The organism is Minwuia sp., assembly GCF_048263705.1.
Taxonomy (GTDB): domain Bacteria; phylum Pseudomonadota; class Alphaproteobacteria; order Minwuiales; family Minwuiaceae; genus Minwuia.
Map to the genome: position 1 here is coordinate 138382 of NZ_JBLXDV010000003.1, position 18259 is coordinate 156640.

At 63.8% G+C, this 18259-nt stretch carries 18 protein-coding genes; 6 read left to right on the top strand and 12 right to left on the bottom strand.

Going from position 1 to position 18259, the window contains the following annotated elements; genetic code table 11:
- Positions 1 to 2 precede the first annotated feature (2 nt).
- The 5 genes from ACN0X7_RS05505 to ACN0X7_RS05525 form a co-directional block, all read right to left on the bottom strand.
- Positions 3 to 761 carry an ABC transporter ATP-binding protein gene (locus ACN0X7_RS05505; RefSeq protein ID WP_417514947.1) on the bottom strand — a complete coding sequence of 253 codons (759 nt, stop codon included), beginning with the start codon at positions 759 to 761 and terminating at the stop codon, positions 3 to 5.
- Positions 758 to 1510: an ABC transporter ATP-binding protein gene (locus tag ACN0X7_RS05510; RefSeq protein WP_417514949.1), complete on the bottom strand. Its 753-nt coding sequence runs from the start codon at positions 1508 to 1510 to the stop codon at positions 758 to 760. The genes ACN0X7_RS05505 and ACN0X7_RS05510 overlap by 4 nt, the downstream gene beginning before the upstream one ends.
- 9 nt (positions 1511 to 1519) lie before the next feature.
- A complete protein-coding gene (locus ACN0X7_RS05515; RefSeq protein WP_417514951.1) occupies positions 1520 to 2677 on the bottom strand; it encodes a branched-chain amino acid ABC transporter permease in 1158 nt (385 codons plus the stop codon).
- Between the two features lie 3 nt (positions 2678 to 2680).
- Positions 2681 to 3709 carry a branched-chain amino acid ABC transporter permease gene (locus ACN0X7_RS05520; protein ID WP_417514953.1) on the bottom strand — a complete coding sequence of 343 codons (1029 nt, stop codon included), beginning with the start codon at positions 3707 to 3709 and terminating at the stop codon, positions 2681 to 2683.
- 91 nt (positions 3710 to 3800) lie between these two features.
- The gene (locus tag ACN0X7_RS05525; RefSeq protein WP_417514955.1) at positions 3801 to 5147 is read right to left on the bottom strand and encodes an ABC transporter substrate-binding protein; all 1347 of its coding nucleotides are present in this window, start codon (positions 5145 to 5147) and stop codon (positions 3801 to 3803) included.
- A gap of 211 nt (positions 5148 to 5358) precedes the next feature.
- On the opposite strand from ACN0X7_RS05525, the gene ACN0X7_RS05530 reads away from it, so the two are divergent.
- From ACN0X7_RS05530 to ACN0X7_RS05545, 4 genes are all read left to right on the top strand, one after another.
- Positions 5359 to 6951 carry a helix-turn-helix domain-containing protein gene (locus tag ACN0X7_RS05530; RefSeq protein WP_417514957.1) on the top strand — a complete coding sequence of 531 codons (1593 nt, stop codon included), beginning with the start codon at positions 5359 to 5361 and terminating at the stop codon, positions 6949 to 6951.
- An 80-nt stretch (positions 6952 to 7031) separates the two neighbouring features.
- Positions 7032 to 7400 carry a response regulator transcription factor gene (locus ACN0X7_RS05535; protein ID WP_417514959.1) on the top strand — a complete coding sequence of 123 codons (369 nt, stop codon included), beginning with the start codon at positions 7032 to 7034 and terminating at the stop codon, positions 7398 to 7400.
- 119 nt (positions 7401 to 7519) lie between these two features.
- The gene (locus ACN0X7_RS05540; protein ID WP_417514961.1) at positions 7520 to 7774 is read left to right on the top strand and encodes a hypothetical protein; all 255 of its coding nucleotides are present in this window, start codon (positions 7520 to 7522) and stop codon (positions 7772 to 7774) included.
- Positions 7761 to 10493 (top strand): ATP-binding protein, encoded by a 2733-nt coding sequence (locus ACN0X7_RS05545; protein ID WP_417514963.1) that lies wholly within the window; start codon positions 7761 to 7763, stop codon positions 10491 to 10493. Before ACN0X7_RS05540 ends, ACN0X7_RS05545 begins: the two co-directional genes overlap by 14 nt.
- Positions 10494 to 10534: 41 nt before the next feature.
- On the opposite strand, the gene ACN0X7_RS05550 is transcribed toward ACN0X7_RS05545, so the two are convergent.
- From ACN0X7_RS05550 to ACN0X7_RS05575, 6 genes are read right to left on the bottom strand one after another with little or no spacing between them, the layout of a single operon-like run.
- Entirely contained in the window at positions 10535 to 11767 is a 1233-nt protein-coding gene (locus tag ACN0X7_RS05550) for a cytochrome P450 (protein WP_417514965.1), read from the bottom strand.
- A 48-nt stretch (positions 11768 to 11815) separates the two neighbouring features.
- Positions 11816 to 12484 carry an HAD family hydrolase gene (locus tag ACN0X7_RS05555; RefSeq protein ID WP_417514967.1) on the bottom strand — a complete coding sequence of 223 codons (669 nt, stop codon included), beginning with the start codon at positions 12482 to 12484 and terminating at the stop codon, positions 11816 to 11818.
- Entirely contained in the window at positions 12474 to 13445 is a 972-nt protein-coding gene (locus tag ACN0X7_RS05560; protein ID WP_417514969.1) for an NAD-dependent epimerase/dehydratase family protein, read from the bottom strand. Before ACN0X7_RS05560 ends, ACN0X7_RS05555 begins: the two co-directional genes overlap by 11 nt.
- On the bottom strand, positions 13442 to 14584 hold the full coding sequence (locus ACN0X7_RS05565; protein WP_417514971.1) for an SMP-30/gluconolactonase/LRE family protein: 1143 nt from the start codon (positions 14582 to 14584) through the stop codon (positions 13442 to 13444). Before ACN0X7_RS05565 ends, ACN0X7_RS05560 begins: the two co-directional genes overlap by 4 nt.
- A complete protein-coding gene (locus ACN0X7_RS05570; RefSeq protein ID WP_417515576.1) occupies positions 14581 to 15666 on the bottom strand; it encodes a sulfotransferase family protein in 1086 nt (361 codons plus the stop codon). Before ACN0X7_RS05570 ends, ACN0X7_RS05565 begins: the two co-directional genes overlap by 4 nt.
- Before the next feature lie 5 nt (positions 15667 to 15671).
- Complete coding sequence (locus ACN0X7_RS05575; protein ID WP_417514973.1) at positions 15672 to 16001, bottom strand: DMT family transporter; 330 nt, start codon at positions 15999 to 16001, stop codon at positions 15672 to 15674.
- Positions 16002 to 16077: 76 nt separating this feature from the next.
- Between ACN0X7_RS05575 and ACN0X7_RS05580 the strand changes: the two genes are divergently transcribed.
- Positions 16078 to 16605 (top strand): gamma carbonic anhydrase family protein, encoded by a 528-nt coding sequence (locus ACN0X7_RS05580; protein ID WP_417514975.1) that lies wholly within the window; start codon positions 16078 to 16080, stop codon positions 16603 to 16605.
- Here ACN0X7_RS05580 and ACN0X7_RS05585 read toward each other — a convergent pair.
- Complete coding sequence (locus tag ACN0X7_RS05585) at positions 16602 to 17036, bottom strand: DUF3429 domain-containing protein (RefSeq protein ID WP_417514977.1); 435 nt, start codon at positions 17034 to 17036, stop codon at positions 16602 to 16604. The two genes, ACN0X7_RS05580 and ACN0X7_RS05585, sit on opposite strands and share 4 nt — an antisense overlap.
- Positions 17037 to 17308: 272 nt before the next feature.
- On the opposite strand from ACN0X7_RS05585, the gene ACN0X7_RS05590 reads away from it, so the two are divergent.
- Positions 17309 to 18259, top strand: a complete 951-nt coding sequence (locus ACN0X7_RS05590) for a GNAT family N-acetyltransferase (RefSeq protein ID WP_417514979.1) — start codon at positions 17309 to 17311, stop codon at positions 18257 to 18259.

Consider the following 18259-nt stretch of genomic DNA (forward strand, 5'->3'; position numbering starts at 1 on the left):
CGTCAGATCGCCAGATATTCCTGACGCAGATCGGCGTTCTCGAGCACTTCCTGAGCGGTTCCCTGGAAGACGACCTGCCCCATGTCCAGAATGATTGCACGATCCGCGAGTTGCAGCGCGGCAATGGCATTCTGTTCGACGATGATGGTGGTGATCCCAAGCCCCTTGATCTCGGCCACGATCCGCTCGATCTCCTGAACGATGACAGGGGCCAGGCCCTCATAGGGTTCGTCCAGCAGAAGCAGCTTCACGTCACGGGCCAGCGCGCGCGCAACGGCCAGCATCTGCTGTTCACCGCCGGAGAGGGTCACGCCCTCCTGCTTGCGGCGCTCCGCCAGGCGCGGAAAGTGACGGTAGATCCGATCCAGCGACCAGCCGACGGGCTCGGCGATCTGTGCCAGTTTCAGGTTCTCCTCGACCGTCAGCCCCTGGATGATGCGGCGATCCTCAGGCACCATTCCGACGCCGAGACGCGCTGCCTCATGGGACTTCATGGTGTGCAGCGGCTGGTGGTCCAGCCAGATCTCGCCGCCCTTCAGTTGCGGGTCGTCCATCCGGGCGATGGTGCGCAGCGTGGACGTCTTGCCCGCTCCGTTGCGTCCCAGCAGCGCCAGGATTTCGCCTTCCCGGACATCGAAGCTGACCTTCTGGACGATATAGCTCTCGCCGTAATAGGCCTCCAGATCCCAGCAGGAGAAGAAGGCGGGATCGGAGCCCGTGTTGCGCGTCGGTTCCTTCGCGGGGCGATAGGTCATGCTCATAGGTGCGATCCCCCCAGATAGGCTTCCTGAACCTTCGGGTTGCCCTTGATGTCCGCCGGCTTGCCGCCCGCGATCGGCGTCCCCTGCGCCAGCACGGTGATGTAGTCCGCCAGCGAGAAGACGACGTGCATGTCGTGCTCGATCACCACCTTGGTGATGTTCGTCCCCACCCGCTGCAGCAGGTCGACCGTATTGTTGGTGTCCGCGCGGGACATGCCGGCCGTGGGTTCATCCAGCAGCAGAAGCTTCGGATCCTGAACCAGACACATGGCCATCTCCAGACGCCGCTTGTCGCCGCGGGACATGGAAGAAACCAGACCGTCCTTCTCCTCGATCAGACCGACCTCGGAGAGCACGCTCTCGGCCTTGTCGCGGATCTCGCCGCGGCTGGCGACCGACTGCCAGGCATTGATCCGGAAGGCCCCGTCATACTTCGCGAAGGCCGGGATCATGACGTTTTCCAGGATCGTCAGTTCGGTGAAAATCTCCGGTGTCTGGAAGACCCGCGCCACGCCGGCCTGATTGATCTGGTGCGGCTTGATACCCAGCAGCGACCTGCCGTCGAACATCACGCTGCCGGTATCGGGGATCAGACGGCCGACGAAGCAGTTCAGCAAGGTGGATTTGCCGGCACCGTTGGGGCCGATGATGGCGTGCACCGTGCCTTCCTCGACCGACAGGTTGACCTCGTTGAGTGCCTTCAGGCCGCCGAACGCCTTGTTGACGTTGCTGACTTCAAGAATGCCCATGCCCGCCCCCTACTCTGCCGCCTGCGGGGCGGGACGGGCCGCACCCTCATCGTCATCGTCCGGCTTGCCGCCGAACAGGCCCCGGATGCGCCTGAAACCTTCCATCAGACCGCCCGGCAGAAAGATCACGATCACCATGAAGAGCGCGCCAAGGGTCAGGTGCCAGCCTTCGCCGACAAACATCGACGAGACTGACACCATCGCCTCCTGCAGGCTTCCGGGGAGGAAGCTGTAAAGATCGGAAAGAATGCCCTTGTTGAAGGCCGAGAAGATGTTCTCGAAATACTTGATCACGCCCGCGCCGATCACCGGACCGAGCAGCGTGCCCGCACCGCCGAGGATGGTCATCAGCACGACCTCGCCGGACGCCGTCCACTGCATCCGCTCGGCGCCGGCCAGAGGATCGGTCACGGCCATCAGCCCCCCGGCCAGACCGGCGTACATGCCCGAAATGACGAAGGCCGTCAGCGCATAGGGCCGCGTGTTCAGGCCGGTGTAGTTCATCCGGTTCTGGTTCGTCTTGATCGCCCGCAGCATCATGCCGAAGGGCGAACGGAAGATGCGCATCGAGATGTAGAAGCAGATGATCAGCATCACCGCACAGAAGTAGAAGCCCGGGTAGCCGGTCATGTCGATCCCGAACAGGTCCGACGACGGCAGCACCGCGCCATAGTCGCGGCCGAAGGCGACATCTAGCACGCGCGGATCGGCCTGGCGCAGCTGCAGTCCGGTCTCGCCGTTGGTGATCGGCGTCAGCACCGAATAGGCCAGATTGTAGGACATCTGCGCGAACGCCAGCGTCAGGATGGAGAAATAGATCCCCGTCCGGCGCAGCGAAATGAAGCCGATCAGCGCCGAGAAGGCACCGGCGACCAGCACCGCCAGAATGATGGCCGGGATGGGGTTCATGCTGAACAGCTTGAACGTCCAGACCGCCGTGTAGGAACCGACCCCCAGGAACGCGGCGTGACCGAACGACAGATAGCCGGTCAGGCCGAACAGGATGTTGAAGCCCATCGCGAAGATGCCGAAGATCGCGAACTTCTGCAGCAGGTCCGGATAGCCCGCGCCGACGGGCTGCAGGATGATCGGCCCGGCAAGCACCGCGACCGTGAAGCAGAGCAGCAGGATCGCGTCGCCGCGCGTCATGTCAAAGAGAGATCTCATGGCTCAGCTCTCCATGACGCCCTTGCGACCCATCAGCCCGCGCGGACGCACGAGAAGGATCACAACGGCAATGAGATAGATGATGATCTGGTCGATGCCCGGCAGGATGTCCTTCACCTCGTTCATTGAGGCGAAACTCTGCAGGATGCCGAGCAGGAAACCCGCCAGCACCGCGCCGGTCAGCGATCCCATGCCGCCGACGACGACCACGACGAAGCTGAGCACGAGGAAATCCATGCCCATGTGATAGTCGGGGCTGAGGATCGGCGTGTACATGGCCCCCGCCAGACCCGCCACGACCGCGGCCATGCCGAAGACGATCGTGAAGCGCCGGTCGATATCGATCCCCAGCAGGCCAACCGTCTCGCGGTCCGCCATGCCGGCGCGCACAACCATGCCGAAGGTCGTGAACTGCAGGAATGCGAACACCGCACCGATGACGCCGAGCGAGAACAGGAAATAGACCAGCCGCCAGGTCGGATAGACTACATTGCCAGGATCGAAGCCGATGGTCGCGCCGAAGTCGAGCATCCCCTGGGCCGCGTCCGGCGCGGGCTGCGGGATCGGATTCGCACCGAACTGGGACTTCACGATCTCCTGCAGCACGATGGCGAGGCCGAAGGTGACCAGGATCTGTTCGGCGTGCGGGCGCTTGTAGAAATAGCGGACGAGGCCGCGTTCCATCGCGATGCCGATCAGCAGCATGACGGGAATGGCGATCAGGATCGAGACGGGTACCGAATAGTCGAGCATCCAGAGGCCGAAATCACCGAACCAGTCTTCGACATAGGAGGTCCGGATTTCAACCGGCGATCCCCAGGCCGTCTTCTCGGTCGGATGCAGGGCGACCTTTTCCAGCCCCAGCACCGCCTTGACCGTCACGGCGCAGAAGGCACCGAGCATGAACAGCGCGCCATGCGCGAAGTTGACGACACCCAGGGTGCCGAAAATGACCGTCAGACCCAGCGCGATCAGCGCATATGCGCCGCCCTTGTCGAGGCCGTTCAGCAGCTGAAGGAAAAAGACATCCATCGGTCACGTTCCCGTGGAGAAAACAGGGTGAGTGGCCGCCCCCGACAGACAGGTCGGAGGCGGCACCCAAGCAGGTCGTGTCGTGTCGCGATCAGCCGCCGTCGTTGTACGGACCAAGCTCACCACCCAGCAGCGATGCCGGATATTCGACCTGCGCGCGCGGAGTGACTTCGACGACTTCCAGGACGTCGAACTTGGACGACGGGTTTTCCTTGCCCTTCACGACCAGGACATCCTTGAAGCACTGATGGTCCTCGGCGCGGTATTCGGTCGGCCCGTTGCCCAGACCGTCGAACTTGAAGCCTTCCAGTGCCTTGCCGACGCCTGACGGCCGGAACGTGCCCGCCCGCTGCGCGGCGTCCGCATACAGCAGCGCCTGACAGTAGGTCGTGTGCGCGGCCTGTGACGGCGGAAAGCCGTACTTCTGGCCGAAGGACTTCACGAAGGCCTGCGAACCTTCGTCCTGCAGCGACCAGTGCCAGTTCGTCGAACCGAAGATGCCCTTCACGTTCTCGCCCGCGCCCTGCGCCATCAGACGCGAGTACAGCGGCACCACGATGGCGAAGTCCTTGCCGTTGACCTGCTTGTCGCGCAGGCCGAACTGCACGGCCTGGGTCAGCGAGTTCACCATGTCGCGGCCATAGTGGTTCAGCACCAGCACGTCGGCGCCGGAATTCAGGACCGGCGTGATGTACTGCGAGAAGTCACCGGCTCCGAGCGGCGTACGGACCGCATCCGCCGTCTTCCAGCCCAGCTGTTCGGTGTACTTCTTGATCGAGCCTTCCTGCGACCAGCCCCATGTGTAGTCGGCGGTCAGGTGATAGGCGACGCGGTCGGTGCCGAAATTGTTCTTCAGCACCGGGGCCAGCGCAGCGCCGGTCATCTCGGTATTGAAGAAGTGGCGGAAGCCGTTGGCGCGCTTGTCCTTGCCCGTCGTGTCATTCGAATGGGTCAGGCCCGCCATGAAGATCACGCCGGCATCCTGGCAAAGCCCCTGCACGGCGATGGCCACACCCGACGAGGAACCGCCGGTGATCATGATCGCGCCGTCCTTCTCGATCATCCGCTTGGCGGATGCGCGGGCGGCGTCGGACTTGGTCTGGGTGTCACCAGTGACATAGACGACCTTCTTGCCGTTGATGCCATTGCCCTTCAGCTCCTTCGACGAGAAGGTGTTGAGCATGCCGCCGTCGCCTTCGCCGTTGATATGCTCGACCGCCAGCTGATAGGCGCGCAGTTCGTCGGCACCCTCGTCGGCATAGGCACCCGACTGCGGGACGTTGAACCCGAAGGTCACCGTGCTGCCGGTCGGCTCGTTGGTGTAGCCCGCCGCCCAGGCGTTGCTGGTGATGATGGTGGGCATGGCGATCCCCGCGCCGAGGGCCGTACCGGCCTTCAGCAGCGAACGCCGCGACATTCTTGAATCAGTGATCTTCATGGATTGCCTCCCGTAGGGATCGTCGTTGATTTTGAAATCGACTTTTTTCCGGCTGGATGCGGTCACCCCGCCAGATCGCGATCATCGTTAGCGAAGATGTCAATTTTTTCAACCAAGCCCCGGAAAACTGCTATTCTTATGTAAATTTCTGCCTCATGATCGAGCGTGATCTGTAAATAATTTACACTTCATTGAGCTTTGGAGCGCGTCATTGTCAGTTGCAGGCCCCATCGGGATCCGGATCAGGCAGCGTCGCAAGGCGCTGGGCATCACCCAGTCGGCGCTGGCGCAGGATGCGGGCATCTCCGCGTCCTATCTGAACCTGATCGAGGCCGACAAGCGCGCGATCGGCGGCACCCTGCTGCGCAGGATCGCCGAGCGACTGGATGTCAGCGTCGACACACTTGCCGGCACCGAGGAACGCCGCCTGATCGAACGCCTGTCGGAAGTGGCAGCGACACCGAACATCCAGGCCTACGGCATCGAACCGGAGACCGCGAACAGCCTGGTCAGCCGCCATCCCGACTGGGCGCGCGCGATGCTGGGGCTCTGGCGCAGCTATCGCGACGGTGAACAGTACATCGCAGCCCTGACCGACCGCATCGATCAGGATCCAACGCTTTCCGAAGCGGTCCATCACATCCTGAACAATGCGACGGCGATCCGTTCGACATCGGAAGTCCTGGATACCGTGGATGATCTGACAGGCGACGAACGCAGCCGCTTCGTCGACATCATCCTGTCCAACAGCGGCGAGCTCTCACGGCAGGCCGAGCTGCTGATCCACCTGTTCGAGAGCGGCAGCGTCGAGCGCGGCTCACGCACACCGGCCGAGGACGTCGACGATCTGTACATCCAGAACCGCGCCTGGTTCCCCGAGGTCGAGCAGGCGGCCGAGGATCTGCGCCGCCTGCTCGCCACGCGCTCGGCCAGCGACGAGGAAGCGCTCTCGGATCTGCTGCAACAGAGGTTCGGCATCGGCATCCACACGGTTCTGCCGGGAACGGTGGATGAAACCGGGTTCAGGAACGCCGCCCGTTTCGACGCCTCGGAACGGCACCTGCAACTGCTGAGCACCGCACCACCGGCGACCCGTCGCTTTCAGATGGCACGAATCGCGGTGGAACTGGCCCTGCCCGACTGTGTCGAGGAGATCCTGACCTCGGATGTCCTGACCACCGACGAGGCGCGCTCCCGGGCGCGCTCGGCCCTCAGGTCATCCGTCGCCGCGGCGCTTCTTCTGCCCTATGACATGTTCCTTGAGGACGCCGTCACCACCCGATACGACATCGAGGCGCTGGCACAACGATATGGTGCCAGCCTGGAGCAGGTCTGCGTCCGCCTGATCACCTTGAAGAAACCCGGCGCGGAAGGCATTCCGTTCGGCCTGATGCGCACCGATCCGGCGGGCTTCATCAGCAAGCGCTATCCCCTGCCCGGCCTTCCGCTCCCGCGCGGCGGCAGCGGTTGCCCGCTCTGGCCGCTCTATGGTGCGTTCCAGACACCCGAGCGTACGGTGCGCCAGCTGGCCGAATTTCCGAACGGCGCACGGTTCCTGTTCATTGCCCGCACCGTGCGGCACGAGCCCGCCGCATTCCACGCCGCGCCCTTCCTGAACAGCATCATGCTGGCCTGCGATGTCGCCTATGCGGATCGGACGGTCTACGCCGACGGCATGGACCTGGGCGCACGCCTCACGGCGACCAAGGTCGGTCCGGCGTGCAGGCTCTGCCCCAGGCAGGACTGCCAACACCGCGGCGAGCCCTCTGCGTTGACGAAACGAAATGTTTGGATGACGCCCTGAAAAGGCATGTATAGAATTCGGGCAACAATGATCCGGCAGACAAGAGCAACAATGCGCCGGGCTTCTGGGAGGATACCGGTTTGGCGACGAACGTCCTTATCGCCGAAGACGAGCCGCATCTGGTTGAACTGCTGAAGTTCATCCTGGAACGCGAAGGGTTTCACGCGGACGCCGTTTTCGATGGTGAGGCCGCGGTCGATACGCTGCGCCGCGACATCCCCGATGTGATGATCCTGGACCTGATGCTGCCCAAGCTGGACGGATATGAAGTCCTGAAGACCGTCCGCAATGACGACCGCCTTGCCAAGCTGCCGGTCCTGATGCTGACCGCCAAGGGCCAGGACAAGGACCGGAAGGTTGCCGAGGATCTCGGCGTGAACGCGTTCATCACCAAGCCCTTCTCGAACCGCGAGGTGGTGGATTGTGTCGTCGGACTGGCGGGCCAATAGTGCGAACCCGTGTTTGATGGAAGCCTCAGACACGGGTCAGGGACTGGCCGGCCCGGGCGAGTCGCGTTTCAGGAAATGATTGAAGCGCAGTCATTTCCTGAAACACCATAGGCCACCCCGTGAATCGCCAGAAACTGCGTGATGCGGCCCTGCTGCTGCCGCTGATCGGGCTTTTCCTGCTGATGCCCCCGTTTGTCGGCCTGTTGAGCGGACCGGCCAGGCTCGCAGGCGTGCCGGCAATCGTCGTCTACATCTTCGCCGTATGGGCCATGCTGATCGCCCTCGGCTTCCTGCTCTCGCGCAGGCTTTCCACCGGCGGAGAGGCCGCGTCGACGGAGCCACCCCCGGCAGAGCCGTCAGATGCTGACACCTGACATCGTCATCACCATCGCGATCGGCTATGTGGGGCTGCTGTTCCTGCTGGCCTTCGCAAGCGACCGCTGGGCGCGCAGGGGTCAGGGCTGGATCGGCAACTCGCCGGTCATCTACACGCTGTCCATCTCGGTCTATTGCACATCCTGGACATTCTACGGCGCGGTCGGTTCGGCGGCGCGCGGCGGACTGGACTTCGCGACCATCTATCTGGGGCCGACGCTGGTCTTCCTGGGCTGGTTCTATCTGCTGCGCAAACTTGTCCGGATCGGGCACGAACATCGCATCTCCTCCATCGCCGATCTGATTTCCTCCCGGTACGGCAAGTCGAACACGCTGGCCGTTCTGGTCACCCTGATCGCCGTGATCGGCACAACCCCCTACATCGCCCTGCAGCTGAAGGCCGTCACGTCCAGCTTCGAGGTGCTCAGCGCGCCGGCCAGCACCGGTTTCGTTCCAGCCGCTTCCTCCGGCGGCTTCTTCGACGGCGCGTTCCTGGTTGCCGCCGGCATGGCCGTGTTCACGATCCTGTTCGGCACCCGCAACCTGGAAGCGAACGAGCAGCATCCGGGCGTTGTCGCCGCCATCGCGTTCGAGGCGCTGATCAAGCTGATGGCGCTGGTCATGGTCGGCCTGTTCGTGGTGATCTCCATCGGCGGCGTGGAACAGCTTTTCGACAACGCCGCCGCCGAACGCCTGCTGCAGCGGGAGAACATGTTCGAGGGCCGCTGGATCGCGCTGACCGTGCTGTCGGCCACCGCCGTCCTGTGCCTGCCGCGTCAGTTTCAGGTCACCGTCGTCGAGAATTCGGACGAGCGACACCTGCGCACCGCGGGCTGGCTGTTTCCGGCCTATCTGTTCCTGATCAGCCTGTTCGTCCTGCCGATCGCGCTGGGCGGCCTGACCACGCTTCCCGCCGGGTCCGATCCCGACATGTTCGTGCTGACGCTGCCCCTGGCCGCCGATCAGGAAATGCTGGCGCTGTTCGTCTTCATCGGCGGTTTTTCCTCGGCGACCTCGATGGTGATCGTCGCCTGCATCGCCCTGTCGATCATGATCTCCAATCACATCGTCATGCCGATCGTGCTGCGGATGCAGTCGATGGGCGTGCGCCGGCAGGGCGACCTGAAGACGCTGGTGCTGAACAGCCGCCGCTTCAGCATCATCTTCGTGCTGTTCATGGGCCTGATGTACTACCGCTTCAGCGCGCAGACCGAGGCGCTGGCGTCGATGGGACTGATCGCGTTCGCCGCCGTGGCGCAGTTCCTGCCGCCAATGCTGGCCGGGCTGTACTGGCGGCAGGCCACCGCGCTGGGCGCCAAGATCGGCCTGCTTGGCGGCTCGGCCTTCTGGGCCTACACGCTGCTGCTGCCCAGCCTTGCAGCGCCCGGCAACTGGGTCGCCGATCTGGTCGCGAACGGCCTGTTCGAGATCGCCTGGCTGCGCCCGCAGGCCCTGTTCGGGATGACCGGCATGGACCCGCTGGTTCACGCGATCGTCTGGAGCCTGTCCGCCAACACCCTGCTGCTCGCGCTCGGCTCGCTGTTCAGCGAAGCCAAGCCACTGGAGCGCTTGCAGAGCACATTGTTTGTCGATGTCTTCCGCAATCCGGCCGGGCGGCAGTCCAGTGCGCTCGTCAGAACAGCCGCCATCGACGACCTGCGCGTGCTCTCCAGCCGTATTCTGGGGCGAGCCACCGCCAACCGCCTGTTCGACGAGTACGCCGCCCTGCAGGGGCGCGAGCGCGGCAATCCGATTCCCGATGCCGCACTGATCGCCAGTCTGGAACGCGAGATCGGCGGCAGTGTCGGTGCGGCCTCGGCGCGGGTCATGATCTCGGAAGTGGTTTCCGGCGAAAGCATCAGCCTCGACCAGATCATCCGCATGGTCGACGAGACACAACAGATCATCGAGTACAGCCAGGCTCTGGAGGCGAACTCGCGCACGCTGGAACGCACGGCGCGGCAGTTGAGTCAGGCCAACGAACGGCTGATGCGGCTGGACACGGAGAAGGACGATTTCCTCAGCCAGGTAAGCCACGAACTGCGGACGCCGATGACATCCATCCGGTCGTTCTCGGAACTGCTGCTGAACGGTGTCGATCTGCCGGACGCACAGGTTCAGCGTTTCGTACGCATCATCCACGACGAGAGCATTCGCCTGACCGGACTGCTGAACGAAATCCTCGATCTCAGCCATCTGGAGAGCGGCGAGATCCAGTGGAAATCCGAACCGCTCTCCCCCGAGACCGCCGTCCAGGTGGCCGTCTCGTCATGTGAGGGGCTGGCGGCGGAATCAGGCGTCCGGATCGAGCAGGTCTCGGCCGATGAAGGGCATATCGTGCTCGGCGACCGCGACCGGATCACCCAGGTCGTGATCAACCTCGTTTCCAACGCGATCAAATACAACGACAGCCCGTCACCCTGGGTCCGGGTCAGCCGCTATGTGGAGGACGGCCATTTCATCATCGATGTCGCCGACAATGGCCCGGGCGTCGCCGACGTCGAGGAAGGGCATCTGTTCTCGAAGTTCTCCCGCGGCTGGCGTCAGATCGAGAAGGGCCGTTCGGGCACGGGGCTCGGCCTCGCCATCAGCGCCGAGATCGCCCGAAAGCTGGGCGGTCGGCTCGAACTCGTGCGTGGTGGCACTGAAGGCAGTTGCTTCCGCTTCGCGATCCCGTTGAGCGAGGACGGCCCGCAGGCGGACACCGCCGCGTCATAGATGGCTGCCACCTGTCCGGGCCGGTCCCCCGTCGCTTCGGCTCAGTCCGCATCCCAGGCCAGCGGCAGACCCGTCAGACCGCGCAATGTGAAGGTCGGCTTGAATTCCGCATCGCCTTCAAAGCCAAGACGCAGGTTCGGCAAGCGCTCCAGCAAGCAGCGGATCGCCACTTCTGCCTCGACCCGCGCCAGTTGCGCACCGAGGCAGAAATGGATCCCGCCACCAAAGGACATCGGGCGCACATTCACCCGGTCCACCGCGAATTCATCCGGATCATCGAACTGTTCGGGATCGCGGTTCGCCGCACCCAGCAGGCAGATCACATGTTCGCCCGCACCGATGGTCACGTCGCCCACCTGCACGTCTTCAAAAGCCGCGCGGCCCGTCATCTGGACCGAGGAATCGAAGCGCAGCATCTCCTCGACGGCACCGGGGATCAGGTCCGGATTGTCGCGCAGTTTCTCGTACTGACCCGGCGTCGACAGCAGCGCCAGCATGCCGTTGCCCAGCAGGTTAACCGTCGTCTCGTGACCGGCACCAAACAGCAGGATCATGTTGCCGACCAGCTCGTCCTCGCTCAGACGGTCGCCAGCCTCCTCAGCCTGCACCAGCACGGTCGTGAGATCGTCCTGCGGTTCGGCGCGACGGGCCGCGAACAGTTCCTTGAAATAGGCTTCCTGCTCCAGGAATCCCTCATTGGTTGCGGCCAGTTCTTCCTCGGTCATCGGGGTCGGATCGATCAGGCGGCCCGAGACCTTGCCCCCCACCTCGAAGCGCGCTCGGTCTTCGGGCGGAATACCCAGCATGTCGCAGATGACATTGACGGGTAGCGGATAGGCGAATTCGCGGATGAACTCCATGCCGCCCCGGTCCGAGACCGTGTCGAGCAACTCATCCACCAGCGCCTGAATTTGCGGACGCAGCCCTTCGATCCGCCGGGCCGTGAACGCCTTCGACACCAGACCGCGCAGCCGTGTGTGATCCGGCGGGTCCTGCGTCAGCATCCAGTGACGCATCGATCGGTAGGCGGCGTTCTGGAAGATCTCCTCGCCATAGCGTTGCAGGGTGCGCGCCTCGAACCCCTTCCCGAAGCGCCTGTCCTTCAGGATCATCGCAACGTCGTCGTAGCGGGTCGCGACCCAGAAACCCAATGGCGTCTTCATGGTGGGCTGGCTGGCCCGCAGCATGTGGAAAGACGGATAGGGATTGCGGACGAATTCCGGCGAGAACGGGTTGAACATCGCTTCGGTGTTCGGCGGAGACTGGTCGTTCATGGATTTCCTCCCGACGGAAATGACCGCTGTTCAGTTATTGCCGCAACCCTAATGCATCGCGACGATCCCCGGCAAGCGCGCCATGTCATCGAAGACGATTTCCGCGCCCGCATTCAGCAGCATCACCGAGTCACGCTGCAGGTCGCGATGCCCCCCGCCGCAGAAGCCCAGCGCCCGCATACCCGCCGCCACAGCACCCTGCACCCCGTAGGGACTGTCCTCGATCACCACGCACCGGGCCGGATCAATGCCCATGGCCTCGGCTGCATACAGGAACAGGTCCGGCGCAGGCTTGCCGTTCTTCACCTCGGTCGCCGAATTCAGCCGTCCCTCGAACAGATCGAGCAGACCGGTCCGGCCCAGGGTCAGTTTCATCTTTTCGACCTCGCCGGAGGAGGCCACGCAGGTGGCAAGCCCCATCCTCGTCACTGCTTCCCGCACGCCGGGGATGGCTTTCACCTCCACGGCCAGCACTTCGGCCGTGATCCGTCGGATGTCAGGGATGAAACTGTCCGGCAGCCCTACGCCGTACTTCTCCAGCGCGATCCGGGCGCAGGTCTTCAGCGACAGGCCGACGAACTCTTCCATGACCTGCTCGGTGGTCAGGTTCAGACCATGCGCCTGCAGATAGCGCGCGAACTCACGATTGGCGGGCAGTTCGCTGTCGACCAGCACCCCGTCACAATCGAATATCACCAGTTCGGTTTCAGCCGTCACGCGTCCAGTATCCTTCGTGTTCAAACCACGCGATGGCATCGCGCAGCATGTCCTCAAGCGGCCATTCGGGAAGATCCAGGGCCGCCGCCGGGTTCCCGGGCACGGGCTTCAGCTGTTTCGCCAGGCGCACACCCTCGACCGAGGCGCGCGGCGGTTTGCGGGTCACCAGCGCCGCGCCCTCGAAGGCCCACGCCGACGCCAGGGCGACGGCAAACGGGATCCGCCGCCGCGGCATGGGCTTCTGGCTGAGGCGCTCCACGAGGCTCAGGAACTCCGACATCAGAACGTTGTGGCGCCCCAGCACATAGCGCACACCGACCTCGCCACGCTCCGCGGCCAGCACATGGCCCTCGGCGACCTCGCGGACGTCGATCAGGTTGGTCTCGAACTCGTAATAGGCCGGATTCTCGCCGCGCAGGAACTCCAGCAGCATCCGCATCGGCGGCGTCAGGTTCACGTCGCCCGGCCCCATCGGCATGGTCGGCGCGACGGCAATGATCGGTGCCCCTTCTCCGATCAGCTTCAGCGCGTATTGTTCCGCCCGGAACTTGGCGCGGGTGTAGGGTCCGGGCATCGTCGCTTCCTTCACCGGCCCCTTCGACTTCACATCGATCGCGTGCGTCGAGGTCAGGATGATGCGTCGCGCCCCGGCTGCAACGGCGGCATCGAGAACCATCTCCGCACCGGTCCGGTTGGTACGGTCGAAGTCATGCTGCCCTTTCGACCAGAGCGAGGGATCGCCCGCCACATGATAGACATGCTCGACGCCTTCGACCGCCTCGTCCACCGCCTCATGGCTCAGGATCGAGGCCTGATGATGCACGACGCCGGACATGCCAGAGGGCAGTCCGGCTGTATCCAGCACGCGCACCTGCCGCCCGCGCGCGTGAAGCGCCGCCACCAGATGCCGGCCGATGAAGCCGCAGCCACCCGTGACCAGATCGAGGCCGCTATCCGTCATTGCAGATCACACACGACCAGTCCCTCGTCGAAGGCCGCGCCGGCAACATAATGGTCACCTGCCTGAATGACCGACGTCGCGCCGGAGACGAGCGCGCCATCCGGATCGTCCAGGATCGTCTCAACTTCAGCCTCCGGGGCAGTCCCGGAGAGCCTGACGATGCGCGTGGCCGAACTCTCGTAGCCCCACACCCTCATGGAATAGAGACCGAAATCCGTCACGTCGGGATGCAGCGCGACCAGCAGCATGCCGTCCGCATCGAACGCGAGATTGTCGGGCGCGCCCGGCAGTTCCACAGTCTGCAACGTTTCAGAACTCATGCCTTTCGAAGGCTCCGCGTCAAGATCGAGGGAGAAGCGCGAGAGGCGCGCAGCGCGGGATTCCGTCAGGAAAAACTGCCCCTCGGAAGCGGGATCGAGCGCGATCCCGTTCGGGAAAGCCAGATCAGTCAGCAGATCGGTCAGGGTCTGCGCTTCCAGATCGACCAGAACGACGCGCCCGCGCTGCTGGCCGCGCGCCAGTTCCAGAAACCGCCAGAAACCGCCGCAGTTTGCCCGGTCCAGCGTCACAATCAGCCGGTCACCGCCGTCCCAGTCCAGATCGTTGGCAGGACAAAGTCCGGCATGTCCGAACTGCCGCAATGGAGCCAGCGCGCCGTCGCCGGTAACATCGTACTCCTGCAGGATCGTGCCGGGCTGGCCGTCACGTTGTTCCTCACGGTAGAAACGATGATCGATCACCAGCAATCGCCAGACACCCGCTTCGCGCTCGGCAAGTGACATGCCGTGCGGGCGCATCGACCGATCGGCTGGACCGGCAATCCGCCGCGCTGTCGCCGGACCGCCGGCAACCAGCGATTCCAGCGCCAGGCCGAACAGGCCCATCAGCGCGTTGGGGTCTTCATCCGCATCGCCCCAACGGTCGTGCACGGACAGGATCAGCGTATCGCTGGGCGGGTGATAGACGAGATCCTCGATGCCTGCGAGGGGTCGGCCGCTGTCCGCATCCGTCACCTGCACATGGCGGCAATCATGGCTATCGGCCAGGGAAGCCGTCGGAAGCAGCAAACCGCAGACGAGCCAGAGGCCCGGCAATGACAGGCGACGGGCCGGTGGCGCAGTTCCGTGACGGTCTGTCATGTCTCCCTGACCGGATATCCCAGCGCTTCGATTTCGTCCGCCCAACGTGCGTTGACCTTTTCGATCACCTCCGCCGGCATGGCGAAGTCGTTCTTCCTGTAGCTCTTTATGCCACCCAGATAGGTGCGGAAGGATTCAACACTTGTTTCAAAGCCTTGCAGCCCGAGTGCGTCGTAGGCGCGCTGCACGGTGGCAAGCGGATCGGTGTCCAGTTCCTCGTAGCGCAGTTCGACAAAGTGGCCGGCGGGCAGTTCAACCGCGTCCTGCCGCAGACGCTGCATCAGCTCGGGGAAAACGCTCAGGACGGCCTCGTCGACATCGACATGCGCATATCCCTGCAGCGCCAGCTCCGGCAGCAGCTTCACATAGAAGTTCCGCATCGACACGAAGATGTCGTAGGGGTCGCGCACCATGTTGACGAACCTTGCGCCCGGGAACATGCGCGCCAGTTGTGCCACGCGTCCTGTGTAGACCGGGTTCTTGATCAACAGCCGCCTGCCGCCCTGATCGTGCACCAGCTTTGCATAGAGATGCCGGACCTGACGTTCCCACTCGGCGACCCCGGCCTGATCGACGCCCTCGAAGAACAGCCCGGCGCGCAGATGCCGCTCGAAGCGCTCAGGGAAATAGAGCGCGTGATAGAAGGACTGCACCGTCATGTTGGCGATGGCGATCTCGTCTTCCTGCGGCGCGTCCGGCGTGACCGGCACATTGTCGATGGCCCGGCTTTTTGGCAGCGCCTTCTCCAGCAACGGACGGAACAGCCCGCCGATCAGCAGAAGGTCCCACGGCAGTCCGGTCGCGACCGGCGGCACATAGGCGAAATCGCCCTTGGCCATGATGTTGTAGAGGTGCGTCGTCCCGCTGCGCCAGTGCCCAACGATGAAGATCGGTGGCTGCTCCAGATCGACAGGCAGGCGCGCGGCGCAGTAGAGCCTCTCGGCCAGCGTGAACGGCGTCCGGCCCAGCACGGCACCCGCAATGGCCGCGGTACGCAACGCCTGCCCCTTCGCCACACCACGGTTGCCGAGCAGCGCTTTCAGGAAGGTCGCAGGGTCAGCCCCGGACAGCGGATGTTTCATCTGACTCAATGGCGCACCGTTTCCGAAAACATCTGGATCACGACGACGCCGCTGATGATCAGCGCAAGCCCCAGATAGGCCGGCGTGTCGAGCCGGTCGCCGTAGATCACCGCGCCCGCGATGGCGATCAGCACCACACCCAGGCCCGACCAGACCGCATAGAGCACGCCGATGGGAAAGCGTTCGACGGACAGCGACAGCAGGAAGAAGGCGACGCCATATCCCGCGACCACGATCAACGACGGCCAGAGTTTGGTGAATCCTTCCGTCGCCTTCAGCGCACTGGTGCCGACGACTTCACCGACGATGGCGCCGATCAGATAGAGATAATGCATGTCAGGTCTTCCGTGACTTGGCCTGCGGCTCACGAGCGGCTACAGCAGGCGGGAGATAACACGAAAGGCAAGCGACATGGAACGAGGCGGCATTCACACTTTCCGCGGCATGACGCCCGAGATCGCCGACGACTGCTTCATCGCACCGGGCAGCCAGATCATCGGCGACGTCAAGATCGGCGCGGGTTCCAGTGTCTGGTTCAACTGCGTGCTCCGCGGCGACGTCAACTACATCCGCATCGGCGAACGCACGAACATCCAGGACGGTACGGTGATCCACGTCAACAACAACGGCACGCCGACCGTGATCGGCAGCGACGTTCTGGTTGGACACAACGTGATGCTGCATGGCTGCGAACTGCAGGACGACGCCTTCATCGGCATGAACGCGGTGATCCTGGATGGCTGCGTGATCGAAGGCGGCGCGCTGATTGCGGCGGGTGCGCTGCTGCCGCCGGGCAAGGTGGCGCGCAAGGGAGAGATGTGGGCCGGATGGCCCGCCAAGCCGCTGCGGGACGTCACCGACAAGGACATCGCGATGATGAAGCGCGGTGCCGCGCACTATGTCGAACTGGCGCGCGAGTACCGCGCACAGCAAGGCTAATACGTGCTGCCGATCACCATCGAACCGGCAGCGATGATCGTGATCGGCCAGCGCAGCTTCGGATACCAGTCCGGTGCCCAGCCCCTGCGCGCGTAGACGTGATCGATTGCGGCCCACAGGATCAGCAGGCCCGCGAACATCAGATACTTGTTCTGCGGCGCGGTGAACGGCAGCGCCATGATCAGCCAGCCGGCGATTGACGGCACCATGGCAATCAGCAGCCGGACGGCCCGAGCATCCTGCCGGGCGCCGGGCGCCAGCGCGAATCCCCACTGGGTCCCCCCCAGAAACGACAGGATGACCGCCGCATAGATCGGCATCGAAAACCGGGCGATCCCCAGCCAGCCGCCTTCGCCGAAATGGACCATCCAGGCACCGCCGACGAATGGGACCAGCCCGGCCATGGCCAGAAAAACGGGCGTTCTCGGCATCTCGGTATCCTTTACTGACGTTCGGCGAATCCTAGTGCGGATCGCCGCGCGCACCAACGGTATTGATCTGTGTTTAGTTGACCGTCAGGGCCAGCGAGATTAGGTTCAGCCCCGGCAACATGAGGTTTTTTCGTGCCCCCAGTCATCCCGACGCGTGGCCCCATGACCAAGGAAAGGAAAGGCTTCCAGGCCTTTCATTCTGAATGAATCCAATGAGAAAACTTCGCCGGGTCAGGCCTGCCGGTACCAAGGCACCCGGTCGGAAGCGCAGGATGATCAAGAATGTGATCTTCCTGCCCAAGGTTGCGGCGACCAAGCTGAAAGAGCGCAGGGCCGCAAAGCGGGCCATTCGCACGCCGTCGAACCAGAATGCGGATCAGATCGTCGCCATGTCCGCCGGCCGTCCCGGCGCGTCCCGCCTGCGCTGGAATCTGCCTGCCTCGGGCCCGGTCTGCTCGGCCGGCAATCTGGAGGTCTACATCACCCGCAACCGTGACGCGATCCGGGCGGCCCAGACGCTCCGCTACACCGTGTTCTATGACGAGATGGGCGCGCGTCCCGACCCCGTCGCCCGCCGCCTGCGGCTGGATATGGACCGCTATGACGATATCTGCGACCACCTGATCGTGATGGACCGTGCGCTGCCGGAGGCAGATCAACTGGTCGGTGCCTACCGGTTGCTGCGCGGCAGCGTCGCACGCGACAACGGCGGATTCTATTCCGCCGACGAATATGACCTGTCACCGCTGATGGACCGTCCGATGGAGAGCCTGCTCGAACTGGGCCGCTCCTGCGTGGCCTCGACCCATCGCTCGAAAGCCACCATCCAGTTGCTCTGGCGCGGCATCGCGGCCTATCTGGCCGAACACAAGCTGACGACGCTGTTCGGCTGTGCCAGCTTCCATGGCCGGGATCCGAAGGCGCATGCGGAAGCCCTCTCCTATCTGCGGCATTTCCATGGCGGTGATCCCGCGCGGACCGTGCGCGCGCTCGACGCCCGCTATGTGAAGATGGAGATGGTCGAGAAAGACGACATCGACGCGCGGCGCGTCTGGAAAGCGATGCCGCCGCTGATCAAGGCGTACCTGCGGCTGGGCGGTGTCATCGGCGACGGTGCCGTGATAGACGATCAGTTCGGCACGGTGGACGTCTTCGTCACCGTGGAAATGGACAAGGTCGGCGAGCGCTATTATGCGCACTTCGACAAGCGGACGGAAGGCTGA